Source organism: Shewanella sp. SNU WT4 (assembly GCF_006494715.1).
Classification (GTDB): Bacteria; Pseudomonadota; Gammaproteobacteria; order Enterobacterales; family Shewanellaceae; genus Shewanella.
The window spans coordinates 2,467,861-2,480,280 of sequence record NZ_CP041151.1 but is presented as its reverse complement, the minus strand read 5'-3'; the positions used below and the strand labels follow the sequence as shown (position 1 = coordinate 2,480,280).

At 43.7% G+C, this 12,420-nt stretch carries 12 protein-coding genes; 4 read left to right on the top strand and 8 right to left on the bottom strand.

What is annotated here, in order from left to right:
• Nucleotides 1-60: 60 nt before the first annotated feature.
• Nucleotides 61-1,275, bottom strand: a complete 1,215-nt coding sequence (locus FJQ87_RS11130; RefSeq protein ID WP_140932690.1) for a pyridoxal phosphate-dependent aminotransferase — start codon at nucleotides 1,273-1,275, stop codon at nucleotides 61-63.
• A gap of 598 nt (nucleotides 1,276-1,873) precedes the next feature.
• Here FJQ87_RS11130 and FJQ87_RS11125 point away from each other — a divergent pair.
• The gene (locus FJQ87_RS11125) at nucleotides 1,874-3,256 is read left to right on the top strand and encodes a Na+/H+ antiporter NhaC family protein (RefSeq protein WP_140932689.1); all 1,383 of its coding nucleotides are present in this window, start codon (nucleotides 1,874-1,876) and stop codon (nucleotides 3,254-3,256) included.
• 647 nt (nucleotides 3,257-3,903) lie between these two features.
• On the opposite strand, the gene efp is transcribed toward FJQ87_RS11125, so the two are convergent.
• The 6 genes from efp to FJQ87_RS11095 all read right to left on the bottom strand — a co-directional run bounded on the left by efp (nucleotide 3,904) and on the right by FJQ87_RS11095 (nucleotide 7,922).
• Nucleotides 3,904-4,467, bottom strand: coding sequence for an elongation factor P (gene efp, locus FJQ87_RS11120; protein WP_140932688.1), 564 nt, complete (start codon nucleotides 4,465-4,467; stop codon nucleotides 3,904-3,906).
• 45 nt (nucleotides 4,468-4,512) lie between these two features.
• Nucleotides 4,513-5,706, bottom strand: coding sequence for an elongation factor P maturation arginine rhamnosyltransferase EarP (earP, locus tag FJQ87_RS11115; protein WP_140932687.1), 1,194 nt, complete (start codon nucleotides 5,704-5,706; stop codon nucleotides 4,513-4,515).
• Between the two features lie 87 nt (nucleotides 5,707-5,793).
• Nucleotides 5,794-6,321, bottom strand: a complete 528-nt coding sequence (fldA, locus tag FJQ87_RS11110) for a flavodoxin FldA (protein ID WP_140932686.1) — start codon at nucleotides 6,319-6,321, stop codon at nucleotides 5,794-5,796.
• A 56-nt stretch (nucleotides 6,322-6,377) separates the two neighbouring features.
• Nucleotides 6,378-6,650, bottom strand: a complete 273-nt coding sequence (gene ybfE / locus FJQ87_RS11105; RefSeq protein ID WP_140932685.1) for a LexA regulated protein — start codon at nucleotides 6,648-6,650, stop codon at nucleotides 6,378-6,380.
• Between the two features lie 12 nt (nucleotides 6,651-6,662).
• Entirely contained in the window at nucleotides 6,663-6,884 is a 222-nt protein-coding gene (locus FJQ87_RS11100; RefSeq protein WP_140932684.1) for a DUF2788 domain-containing protein, read from the bottom strand.
• Nucleotides 6,885-7,145: 261 nt separating this feature from the next.
• Nucleotides 7,146-7,922 carry an alpha/beta fold hydrolase gene (locus tag FJQ87_RS11095; RefSeq protein WP_140932683.1) on the bottom strand — a complete coding sequence of 259 codons (777 nt, stop codon included), beginning with the start codon at nucleotides 7,920-7,922 and terminating at the stop codon, nucleotides 7,146-7,148.
• Nucleotides 7,923-8,164: 242 nt separating this feature from the next.
• On the opposite strand from FJQ87_RS11095, the gene seqA reads away from it, so the two are divergent.
• Together seqA and pgm are read left to right on the top strand one after the other, a co-directional pair.
• Nucleotides 8,165-8,731 carry a replication initiation negative regulator SeqA gene (seqA, locus tag FJQ87_RS11090; RefSeq protein WP_140932682.1) on the top strand — a complete coding sequence of 189 codons (567 nt, stop codon included), beginning with the start codon at nucleotides 8,165-8,167 and terminating at the stop codon, nucleotides 8,729-8,731.
• A 9-nt stretch (nucleotides 8,732-8,740) separates the two neighbouring features.
• Entirely contained in the window at nucleotides 8,741-10,417 is a 1,677-nt protein-coding gene (gene pgm / locus FJQ87_RS11085; RefSeq protein WP_140932681.1) for a phosphoglucomutase (alpha-D-glucose-1,6-bisphosphate-dependent), read from the top strand.
• Between the two features lie 175 nt (nucleotides 10,418-10,592).
• Here pgm and msrA read toward each other — a convergent pair whose 3' ends face one another.
• Nucleotides 10,593-11,075 carry a peptide-methionine (S)-S-oxide reductase MsrA gene (gene msrA / locus FJQ87_RS11080; protein WP_140932680.1) on the bottom strand — a complete coding sequence of 161 codons (483 nt, stop codon included), beginning with the start codon at nucleotides 11,073-11,075 and terminating at the stop codon, nucleotides 10,593-10,595.
• A 233-nt stretch (nucleotides 11,076-11,308) separates the two neighbouring features.
• On the opposite strand from msrA, the gene astE reads away from it, so the two are divergent.
• A complete protein-coding gene (astE, locus tag FJQ87_RS11075; RefSeq protein ID WP_140932679.1) occupies nucleotides 11,309-12,355 on the top strand; it encodes a succinylglutamate desuccinylase in 1,047 nt (348 codons plus the stop codon).
• Nucleotides 12,356-12,420: the final 65 nt, after the last annotated feature.

Below are 12,420 nucleotides of genomic sequence, written 5' to 3'. Positions count from 1 at the left end.
TAATTGCAGAGTATCGCAGCGAGCAGCCAATAGCAAAACAGCGACCGAAGTCGCTGTTTGTTATTGTCGATAATTACCTAAGAAACTACCGAATTCTGTTAGAGCTTTTTGCAAGTCTTCTTTCCAAGGTAAGAAGACTACGCGTAAGTGATCAGGTTCTGGCCAGTTAAATGCTGAGCCATGAACTAAGAGGATTTTGCGATCACGCAGTAAATCCAACACCAGCTTCTCATCATCCCTGATATTAAACTTTTTAATATCAAGTTTAGGGAAGGCGTATAGGGCGCCTTTAGGCTTTTTACAGCTAACGCCAGGAATGCTATTGAGTAAATCAATACACACATCGCGCTGCACGGTTAAGCGACCACTTGGCAAAATCAGTTCATTGATACTTTGATAGCCACCTAATGCGGTCTGAATGGCGTACTGATTAGGCACGTTGGCACATAAACGCATGGAAGCAAGCATATCTAAGCCATCAATATAGCTTTGAGCAGCCTTTAAGTTACCAGTTAACATCATCCAACCCACCCGGAAACCGGCGGCGCGATAAGACTTAGATAAGCCATTAAAGGTGACAGTTAAAATATCATCGGACAAACTGGCGGCTGGAATGTGTTTGGCACCGTCATACAAAATTTTGTCGTAAATTTCATCGGCAAATAAAATTAGCTGATGCTGGCGACAAATCTCAATCAATTCCAAAATCATGGCTTCGCTATACACGGCGCCAGTTGGGTTATTGGGATTAATCATGACTAAGGCGCGGGTGCGCGGGCTAATTTTGGCCTTAATATCGTCTAAACAAGGAAACCAATCGGCTTCTTCGTCACAGCGATAATGCACGGCTTTACCGCCAGCTAAATTGGCCGCCGCTGTCCATAACGGATAATCAGGCGCTGGAATTAATACTTCATCATCGCTATTCAGCAGGCCTTGCATGGCCATGACGATAAGCTCCGACACGCCATTACCAATATAGATATCTTCGATATCGACGCCACGAATACCTTGAGCTTGATAATGCTGCACAATCGCTTTACGGGCGCTAAATAATCCTTTTGACTCACAGTAGCCTTGGGCGCTCGGTAAGTTCAAGATCACGTCACGGACGATTTCTTCTGGTGCCTCAAATCCGAACGGGGCAGGGTTACCAATATTGAGTTTTAGAATGCGATGGCCTTCTTCTTCAAGCCGTCTTGCTTCTTTATGAACCGGGCCACGAATGTCGTAGCAAACCGTATCTAATTTGTTGGATTTGATGATGGGACGCATGGTTACCTCGCCGCATGCCAGATTTAATTATAATTTCAGCACATTAACTAAATTCTTAGCCTGTTGAAAGTGTTTTTTGATTATTTAAGCGGTTTTATGTGGCGCAGATAGTAAAATATTCTGCTGCCATCCATTCATGCTTAAGGCAAACATTATTATCGACAAAATGTAAAATAGTTGTTGGTGATAATGGGCGGAAGACACAGATATATTATTAGGTCGCTGACTAATTAATAAGCAACTTTGCCGTTGGTTGAGTTGACTTGATCATATTTGGCCGAATATAAATTAACCTCTGTGTAGTTGCTTATAAATAGCACAGCGACAAAGTGCGATCTATCTCACAATCAGCTAGTGGCACTTTATATTCAGCAGGCATTATATTTAAAATATTATCAGCAATTATTAATTAAATATTGACTCAATCGTCAATGCGTTTTATTTTTTGCGCGATGTTTTATAAGGCTGACAATTGCAGCATCGGATAATTCTGATCTGAATCAAGCTACGCCCCACTGAAAGCAGAAATAACAGCGATATTACGCTGTATTTTACTCACCTTAGCCTATTTCAGGCGTTTATTTGAGGACCTAAGTGCATGTCTGAAGTGACAGCGTTAAGTCTTATTCCACCCGCGGTGGTTTTAGTGTTAGCCATTTGGCTACGTCGTCCAATTTTAGCTTTAGTTATTGGTACCTTAGTTGGCTTGTCATTAATTGACCCAGCACAGATATTGCCAAGTTTTGCTAAAATTTCACTGAACGTGATGGGCGATGAAACCATAGGTTGGTTAATTTTAGTGTGTGGCGGTTTTGGCGCGCTTATTTCGTTATTGGTGAGAACTGGGGGGGCCATGGCATTTGGCCGGGCAACGCTTAAATTTGCTAAAGGCCCGAAATCCTCATTACTGATGACCTTCGTATTAGGATTAATTATCTTTATTGATGATTATCTTAATGCCTTGACTGTTGGTTCTACCATGAAACGCGTGACTGATAAGTTTAAAATCTCACGCGAGATGTTAGCTTATGTCGTGGATTCAACCGCTGCGCCAATTTGCGTGTTAGTGCCGTTATCAACGTGGGCGGTATTCTTTGGTGGTTTACTCGTCGATAATGGTATTGCACCTGAAGGTCAGGCCATTAGTGTCTATATGCAAGCCATCCCTTATATGCTGTATGCCTGGTTTGCTGTGGCTATGGTGTTGTTAGTTATCTTAGGGATAGTACCAGCCTTTGGACCGATGAAAAAAGCCCAACTGGCAGCCGCTCAAGGGCACCCAGCGCTTGCGCAAATGGATCTTGATTCAGTACAAACCTCTGATGAATATGCCATTAAGGCCATGGAAGAAGAGTTTGAAAATGCCGATGCCAAAGGGCAACTGCATAACTTCTTCGTTCCTATTTTGTTGCTGGTGGGCTTTACCGTTTATTTCGGCATTGACGTCTGGATGGGGCTATTAGCCACGTTAGCTGTGACTTTGCCTTATTATGCAGTGCAGCGCTTGATGACGTTAGCTGAAATGATGGAGCAGATGATTGATGGTTTCAAGAGCATGCTGCCAGCCATAAGCACAGTAATTGCGGCATTCATCTTTAAAGATGTCTGCGATCAATTAATGCTGCCGCAATACGTGATTGAAAGCTTAAGCCCGTTTATGACGCCACAATTATTACCGGCCGTAGTATTTATTGCCATGGCGTTATTAGCCTTTGCGACAGGCTCTAGCTGGGGTATTTTTGCGGTATCAATTCCAATCGTGATGCCGTTAGCTCAAGCGGTAGATGCCAATATTCCCTTAGTGATAGGTGCATTATTATCAGCATCATCATTTGGCTCGCAAGCGTGTTTCTATTCAGATTCAACGGTATTAGCCGCTCAAGGTTCAGGTTGTAACCTGGTTAGCCATGGGGTAACTCAATTACCTTATACGCTAATATGTGCCGCATTTGCTTGTATTGGCTTCTTACTATTAGCCTAATACAGATAAGCTCTGCTTAATATAACGGCTCCTAGCGAGCCGTTTTTTTTGCTTAAATTTTGTGGTGCTGGTTTTTGTATTGGTTGTAATTTATACAACATTTTTTTACGATACTAAATTGTACAAAACCAATTTTCTTGAAATTAATGTCAGTGACACTGATGTGAGTAAACGGCAAGGTATAAAACTAACCTACTATTTATATATCTTGAATATAAATTTATATTAATGATTTAACCATGTTTGAATTACCTATCGCTTATTTTCTTATCGCTAAAATAGTGTTCAAGTGAGGAAATGTTATGCGAGGCCTATCTCTGAAGTGCTAATTTAAGGCGCGCAGATTAATATCAGAAGTTTACATGCTGGGTAGCGAGTACTGGAAAACAAGTTCATTGTTTTTGAATACAGCAAGTTAGGGCAATAGTGAATGATGGCAGTTTATATCTCATTCAAGTTAAGCCATTTGAATCTAGCAATTCAAATTTAGCCATACGAGTGGTATTGGCCTAACTAGATTGCTGAGGTAACGGTATGCTAAGTTCATTCGGGGGGAATAGGGCGTGGTGGCACGAAAAATACAGCAATCTACAAAAATAAGGCAATAAAAAAGCCAGCATAAGCTGGCTTTTAAATATTGACTCGAATTATACGCGCTTTTTGAATTCGCTAGTACGAGTGTCAATTTCAATCATGTCGCCAGTCTTAACGAAATCAGCAACCATGATTTCTAAGTCAGAACCGATGATCTTAGCAGGCTTCATTACCTTGCCAGAAGTATCGCCACGGGCAGAAGGTTCGGTATAACCTACTTCTCGGATGATAGTTGTTGGCATTTCAACAGAAATTGCTTTGCCTTCGTAGAAGGTTACAGAGCAAGTTTCTTCCATGCCGTCAACGATGAATTTGGCAGCATCGCCCATGTTATCAGCTTCAACGTCATACTGGTTGTATTCAGAATCCATGAATACATACATAGGGTCAGCATAGTAAGAGTAAGTACAATCCAGACGTTCTAATACGATAACGTCCATCTTGTCTTCACCTTTGAAGGTGGTCTCGGTGCCTGAATCGATCAGCACGTGCTTTAACTTCATCTTTACGATAGCAGCATTACGGCCTGAGCGAGTTGTTTCAGTTTTCTGTACAACCCATGGGCTGCCATCTAACATGATCACGTTACCTGGACGGATTTCATGAGCAGTTTTCATTACTAAATTTCCTATATTTTGGCTTTGGTATTACAGCCCTGTATCTTAACGACTTTCGACAAAATTCACTAGTCTAGACGCAAGATCTGCTGTGTTTATTGCGTCAATTGGCCATTGTTTAGCATGCTGTAACAAGGGCAAATTGGCCTGATTAAGTTGTTGCCAGTGGTAAGTTACCGCTGATTGCTGTTCTTGATTAAAGGAAAGCGTTAGATCTCGCCAAGAACCCGCAATTTCTGGAGGCAGATTATCGCAGTAAAGTTGCATAAAAGCTTCTAATTTTACGAGATGATAGTCATCTTCTTGCGGATAAATATGCCAAATAAAGGGTTTTGCTGCCCATTGTGCCCGTAAAAATGAATCTTCACCGCGAACTATATTAAAGTCGCAGCTCCATAAGAGACGGTCATAGCCTTGCTGATCTGTCATTGGCAAGATATGGACGCTTAATTGGCCGCGTTCAATATGCTCGCCGGGGACTAAGTCATCAATGGCAGTGTCTAACCATGCACTTAAGCTATTTAAGCTGCGTCCTTTGGGGATGAGTAGATGAACCTTGTTTGCGCCATCTTGCCAAAGCTCGCAAAGGGCCGGCAGCGCCTGATTTTCATAACTAAACACGCTGATAATGAAATCATCCGCATGGATACCGCTCAAACCAAGTTCACTAAATAACGCCATTTTATTATGGCTATCAGCTTGCCAACGCTCGCGTTCATTAAATAAATGATGCTCACAAATTAGCCCGCCAGTTTTATCGGTAAAGCCTGGGAAGTAAAAGTACTTCTTTAAACCGCTGGCTTGCATCGATGGTAATGCATGACAACCTTCTACCCAAGATTCAGCACTTAAGTATTCAAGATTAAGCCACAATGGCGGTGGTGGTGAGAGTGGGTTAGCCAGATGCGTTTGTTTAAGGGCTAATAGCTGTGCTTTAACACTTTCTGGCAGTTCGCAGGCAAAGGCTTCAATCAGCACGTCACCCGCAACATAGGGCAAATCTAATGGCTGATTCCATTGCTTAATAGTGACATTATTAAATACTTGTGTAGCCGCTTGCGGGGTTAATGTCGGTAAAATGTGAGAGAAACTATGTAAGTCATCCACCCACAGAGTAATATCTAGTTGGTATTCATGGGCAAGTTGCTTAGCTAAGCGCCAAGTCACACCAATATCACCGTAGTTATCGACCACAGCGCAAAAAATATCCCAATGCTTGGGGTTAGGTGTTAAGGACATGTTGGATTCATCGACTAAGGCAATGGCTGCAAATCGCAGTAAAACAAAAAAGCGGCCATCTAAGCCGCTTTCAAGAGGGAAGTATGATTAGTCTTCCAATTCGGCTAAGCACATTTCTTCATAAATTTGCTTAACCCAAGCATCTACTCGGCTTTCAGTCAGCTCAGGTTGACGGTCTTCATCAATACCCAGACCAATAAAGTGCTTGTCATCCACTTGGGCTTTAGAGGCTTCAAAATCATAGCCTTCAGTTGGCCAATGACCAATGATAATACCGCCGCGTGCTTGGACGATATCACCTACCATGCCCATGGCGTCTAAGAAGTATTCTGCATAGTCTTCTTGATCACCGCAACCAAAAATGGCTACTAGCTTGTCATTGAAGTCTACTTGCTCAAGTTCAGGGAAAAAATCATCCCAATCACATTGAGCTTCACCGTAATACCAAGTTGGGATGCCAAATAACAGTAAATCGAATTCAGCGATTTCTTCTTTGGTGCTCTTAGCGATGTCTTTGACATCAACCATGCTCTTACCCAGTTTTTTCTGGATCATCTTGGCTACGGCTTCGGTATTTCCTGTGTCACTACCGAAAAAAAGACCTACAGTTGCCATTGTCTTTCCTTTAATTGTTCAGTTCGCGATGTCACTATATCGTGGTGCTAAAAATGTCAGCAGTCGATTTGCTCAAGCAAGATTAACTCGATTAACTGGCTGCGGCTGATATTACTGGCCAAAGCCTGTTCGTTCAAGGCGTCATATAAATCTTGTGACACCTTTAACTCAATTCGTTTTAATCCGTTGGCTTTATCCCGCTGGATTTGATTTCGTTTATTGACCTTAAGCTGCTGCTCGCGGGGCAGGGGATTCGTTCTCGGCCTTCCGCGACGTTTTTCATTGGCAAACAGGTCAATGGTCGTTCTATCTAATGCTTCTTTTGCCATTTTGCTTTTAAATTAACCTATTCCCGAGCCTTCCCAGCTAATCTGGATAATACCTTTGACAATAAAGCCAGCACAGCCAAGGAACAATACCAACCAAACGATATATTGACCAAATTTAGGGACTTGGCCTTGCTTCAGCACGTCCCTAATCGCCATACCGATAAAGAAGAATAATGCTGCGAAACAGAGGTTTAATCCTAACGTTTCGAATTGTTCCATATATTGAGCAAGCATATCAATCCTTGTTAACCACACCCTTGGTCAAAAGAGGGCGGGAATATACCATATTTATCTCAGCGAGCTCAAGGAACTGGCATACGCTTAAGAGCTGCTTTGTGGTTATTATTCTAACTCCAACGGGTGATTAAACCTGACGAGCAATAAATGCGCTCAATTATCAAGCAAGACCGCTCGTTAATGGCATGTGACCTGCGCCTACATACTCAGGTCATCTTCAGCAATAGCGCCAAGTCTGGGCAATCTTTGTGGCTGTCGTTAGAAGTTAGTCATAGTGCCATTGTCACTTAAAAAACGCTGCACTAAACGATTAAAAGCCTCAGGTTTTTGCGCATGTAGCCAGTGGCCTGTGGCCATAATGGTTTTAGCTTGCATGGTGGGAAATTGGCTAATAATCGCATCGCGATATTCTGGTATTACATAATCAGAATCGCCGCCGCGTATCAATAAACTGGGACCTGTATATTGCTGCTCGTGATATGGCCAAGTGATGATTTCTGCATAATGATTTTTGATATTGGCTAAATCCATTTTCCAGCAAAAGCCAACGTCAGCGCGGCGCAAATTCTTGAGTAAAAATTGAATGACGCCTTCATCAATACCAGCGGCTTGCAGATGCGCTATGGCCTGCTGGCGACTGGTGATGTGACTGACATCTAAACTCGATAACGCCGCAATAATTTCATTATGCCTCGGGGGATAAGCCACAGGAGCAATATCGGCGACTACTAATGAGCTTACGCGCTCAGGCGCGGTTAGCGCTGTCGCCATGGCGATTTTACCGCCCATAGAGTGACCAATTAAGCCCGCACTTTGGATATTGTGGCTATCCATAAAACTAATTAGTTGCGCTGCGAGCGCCGGGTAATTCATCGGCGCTAAACTTGGACTGTCACCATGATTGGCGACATCAACGCGAAACACGCGATAATCCTGAGTTAAACTCTTACCTAAATTGGCGAGATTATCTAAACTGCCGAACAAGCCGTGGATCAAGATAAGATCTTGACCTTCACCAGCAACCTGAAAATGCATAATAAAAATTCCATTGTGACTGCCGTCGCATTTTGACTAGCTAAGGGACATTTGACAAGTTTTGTCAGCATAACCGAGCTCAGGTGGCGCAGTAATTCGCCAGCTAATGCAATTGACCGCATATTTTGCTCACTTAGGTCTTATCATTTGCTAATAAGTCACTTAGACTGAGCCACTTACTATTTTTTGCGATCGCAAGCTGCGCTTAGGCGATCGTTGTTGTACCAAGGAACCGATTAAAGATGAAATATATCGAGGTAGATGAAGATTTATACCGCTTTATTGCCAGCAAAACGGAACGCATTGGCGAAAGTGCCTCCGATATATTGCGACGTTTATTGCAAATCACCTCTACGGTTGCTGAATCATCACAATTAATTGAGCCACAAACTATCAGTGAGCCAAGTTTAGAAGTTCCTGTTAAGGAAAAGGTAGAAATCAAACTGCCGACTCCAAGCCCTAAGCTTGGTAAAATTAGTGCTGAAAACGTAGTGGATGCCAATGCATTAGCCACCCAAAAAGGGGCTGTGGGTCGTTTCTTATATGTGCTTGAGCAATTAGCCAGCCTGTATCCTGCGCATTTCTCACAAGTATTACAGGTGCAAGGCCGTGGCCGCTTGTATTTTGCGGTCAGTAAAGAAGCCTTGTTAGATGCCAGTAAAACCGCCAACCCTAAAGAAATTGGCCAGAGTGGTTATTGGGTTACTACCAACAATAGTACCGCTAAAAAGCAAAATATTTTGCTAGAAGTGTTACTGCATTTAGGCTGCGATGAAGAGCAAGCGCAGCAGATATCTGCATTGATTTAAGGAGTCCCCGTGGCATTACATCCAAGAGCAGGTCAGCTCGCACAAGCGCAAGACTTAATTGATTTACTAAGCTTAATGGCTGATTACTACACGCGCGTGCCAAGTGCGGATGACGCCAGTCAACGTGTCACCTTTGGCACTTCGGGGCATAGAGGCAGCGCTGCGCATTCAAGCTTTAATCAATTGCATATTTGGGCTATCACCCAGGCCGTGGTGGATTATCGCCGTGAACAGGGGCTGCTAGGGCCTATGTTAGTGGGCATAGATACACACGCCTTATCGCGCGCCGCCTTTCGTTCTGTGATTGAAGTATTAGTGGCTAACCAAGTGGTGGTAATTGCTCAACAAGATGATGGTTTTACGCCAACGCCTGTGGTGTCGCGCTATTTAGTTGCCCATAACCGCAATGTAAAAGCACTTGAGAATGGCAATAGCGATTTGATGGATGGCTTGATAATCACGCCATCGCACAATCCACCTTCTGATGGCGGCATTAAATATAACCCGCCCCATGGAGGACCAGCTGATAGCCATGCTACCGCTTGGATTGAAGCTAAAGCTAACTTGTATTTGCAGCAGCAAATGCAAGGGGTTAAACGGGTAAACTATCACTTAGCCATCAGTGCTGGCGGTGTTGAATATCGTGACTTGTACACGCCGTATATCAGTCAGTTACAAGATGTGATTGATATGCAAGCCATTGCTAAAGCCAAGGTACGTATTGGCGTTGATCCACTCGGTGGTTCAGGCATACATTATTGGTCAAAGATTGCCAAGCATTACGGCTTAGACATTACAGTGATTAATGACAAGCTCGATCCGACCTTTAGCTTTATGCCGTTAGATAAAGACGGCAAAGTGCGCATGGACTGCTCTTCAAACATGGCAATGGCTGGCGTAGTGCCTGCACGTAACCAATTTGATGTATGTATTGCCAACGATCCTGATTTTGATCGCCACGGCATAGTGTGTCCAGATGGCGCTAGTGTTACTGGCGGCTTGATGGATCCTAATCACTTTTTAGCGGTTGCCATCGACTATTTACTGAGTCATAGACCTGATTGGCCAAGTACTGCGGCTGTGGGCAAGACCTTAGTGTCTAGCGCTATGATCGACAGAATTTGCGCCTCGCATGGCCGGCAATTACTGGAAGTGCCAGTGGGCTTTAAGTGGTTTGTTGATGGCTTAGCCAATAGCAGTATCTTGTTTGGTGGTGAAGAAAGCGCGGGCGCTAGTATGTTGCAGCGCAATGGCCAAACGTGGTGCACCGATAAAGATGGTTTCATTTTAGGACTGTTAGCCGCTGAAATCATAGCTGTTACCGGTAAAACGCCGGCTGAGCGTTACCATGAATTGTGTCAAGCGTTAGGAACTAGCGTTTATCAGCGTATCGATAGCCCAATTAATGCTAAGAAGAAGGCGCGTTTTAGTCAGGTAAGTAGTGATTGCGTGACTGTGAGCCAACTCGCAGGCGATGACATCACAGCTGTGCTAACCCATGCGCCAGGCAATAATGCAGCCATCGGCGGACTTAAAGTGACCACGTCCAATGGTTGGTTTGCCGCCAGACCATCGGGTACTGAGCCACTATTTAAACTTTATGCTGAAAGTTTTGTGAGTGCTGAGCATTTAAGTCAACTGCAACAAGAAGCTAAAATCATCATGGATAATGCGCTTAAAGGTTAATTGAGCCATTGTTTGGATGGATAATTATGATTGGCGCCATCGTTGAGATGGCGCCAATTTTTTTGCGCTGTATTTACACTAACTCAACTCAACTCAACTTAATTAACTCAGCTTGGGCGCTGTGCAAGCCACTCACCATTCGTCATCAGGCATGAGTTAGAGGCATTAGCCCAAATTAACCATAATAAATGTGGCAGCTGGGTAGTTCATTTTTTTCAAGATAGTTTTGATGATAATCTTCAGCTGGGTAAAAATGGCACACAGGCACCACTTCGGTGACTATCTGGCGGCTTCCCCACCGGCCACTTTTCATTAGCTGAAACTTAGCGCTTTCAGCTTGTTGTTTCTGCTGTTTATCGTGAAAAAACACGACACTACGATACTGACTGCCCATATCTCCACCTTGTTGATTGAGTGTGGTGGGGTTATGGTTAGCCCAAAAAATCGCGAGTAACTGCTCAAAACTGACTAGCTGTGGATCAAATTCGACTTCTACTACTTCGGCGTGGCCGCTAGTTCCTGTTTTAACTTGTTGATACTCTGGATTTTCTATCTTGCCACCCATGTAACCGCAACGAGTTTGATTAACGCCATCGATTTGCTTGAAAAAATATTCCACGCCCCAAAAACATCCTGCTCCAAAGGTTGCACGCGCCATACCCGGCTCCTTGTTAATTAATTGTGTTGATGTGTGGTGGGTTTACCATCCAGATGGCTAGATAGTGCGCAAGCGTTAGATGAATTGCAATACATCTACCTGAGAAAAATTTCAACTAGGTTCTAGGTTTATCACGCGTTTTTGCGTGATGGCTCCCGAAAGTCATTAAGTTTGTGTTAGTATTCTCGCAGGAAATTAAATCAATAAGTTAATAATTATACAAGGGATGTAACATGTTAAAGACCTTACGGACCTTTCATGATTTTTTAGCCATTACCTTAGCTAACCCGTATTATCTGGGCGCTGAAGGCCCGGTGACGTTAGAAAATGGAACTCGCATCAGTATTTGGGATACCGGAGTATTGCTGGTTGAGCCAGCGGTCACTTGCCAAACGCACACGGATCTAGTGCTTTCAAGTGGCGTGCATGGTAACGAAACTGCGCCGATTGAGTTATGTAATAAAATGATTGCCGATATTGTGAATGGCACATTAGCCGTTGCGCAGCGGGTGTTATTTATCTTTGGTAATCCGCAGGCGATCCACCACAGCACTCGAATTGTTGAAGAGAATCTAAACCGTTTATTTAGCGGCGAGCATTCGCGTCAACCGGGTCTTGTCAATAAAGAGCGTCACCGCGCCAAAGCGCTCGAAGGTTATGTTCGTCGCTTTTACGCTAAAGCCCCCAGTGGTGAGCGTAACCGTCTGCATTATGATCTTCACACAGCTATTCGCGGTTCAGTTCATCCTCAATTTGCCATTTATCCTTATCCAGATAGCAAACCTTATTATCAAGCGCAGCTGCAGTTTTTACAGCAAGCAGGTATAGATACTGTGCTGCTGCATAATGGCCCAACCACCACCTTTAGTTATTTCTCTGCCCATGAATTTGACGCGCACGCTTTTACCATAGAACTTGGCAAGGTGCTGCCTATGGGGCAGAACGATTTACGTCAGTTTGCTGAATTTGACTATGCGACCCGCGCCATTATTAGTGAGTCAGTCGCTAGCACTCATCATGAGTTTGATTTATCCAAAATGAATATTTATCAGGTCAGTCGCAGCATAGTGAAACAGCATGATGGATTTCGCTTAAATTTTGCCAAAGACTTATGCAATTTTAGCCGGTTTGAGCAAGGCGCAACCTTAGCGTTTGATAATGAGCAAGCGGTAGTCGTTGAAGCTCAATTTGAAGTAATAGTGTTCCCCAATGCGGATGTTCCTAAAGGCCAGCGCGCCTTGATTTGCTTGCAACCCGCGCAGGATGTGCAGTGGCTGTAAACTATTTGAGACACATCAAGCTGTTAACAATTAAGTGACTCAGGTGTGAATGGATTGATCCACAG

Coding starts and splice junctions, on each gene's coding strand:
- fldA (WP_140932686.1), bottom strand. CDS start 6,321: ATGGCAACTGTAGGTCTTTTTTTCGGTAGTGACACAGGAAATACCGAA.
- ybfE (WP_140932685.1), bottom strand. CDS start 6,650: ATGGCAAAAGAAGCATTAGATAGAACGACCATTGACCTGTTTGCCAAT.
- FJQ87_RS11125 (WP_140932689.1), top strand. CDS start 1,874: ATGTCTGAAGTGACAGCGTTAAGTCTTATTCCACCCGCGGTGGTTTTA.
- FJQ87_RS11095 (WP_140932683.1), bottom strand. CDS start 7,922: ATGCATTTTCAGGTTGCTGGTGAAGGTCAAGATCTTATCTTGATCCAC.
- efp (WP_140932688.1), bottom strand. CDS start 4,467: ATGAAAACTGCTCATGAAATCCGTCCAGGTAACGTGATCATGTTAGAT.
- FJQ87_RS11100 (WP_140932684.1), bottom strand. CDS start 6,884: ATGCTTGCTCAATATATGGAACAATTCGAAACGTTAGGATTAAACCTC.
- earP (WP_140932687.1), bottom strand. CDS start 5,706: ATGTCCTTAACACCTAACCCCAAGCATTGGGATATTTTTTGCGCTGTG.
- astE (WP_140932679.1), top strand. CDS start 11,309: ATGTTAAAGACCTTACGGACCTTTCATGATTTTTTAGCCATTACCTTA.
- msrA (WP_140932680.1), bottom strand. CDS start 11,075: ATGGCGCGTGCAACCTTTGGAGCAGGATGTTTTTGGGGCGTGGAATAT.
- seqA (WP_140932682.1), top strand. CDS start 8,165: ATGAAATATATCGAGGTAGATGAAGATTTATACCGCTTTATTGCCAGC.
- FJQ87_RS11130 (WP_140932690.1), bottom strand. CDS start 1,275: ATGCGTCCCATCATCAAATCCAACAAATTAGATACGGTTTGCTACGAC.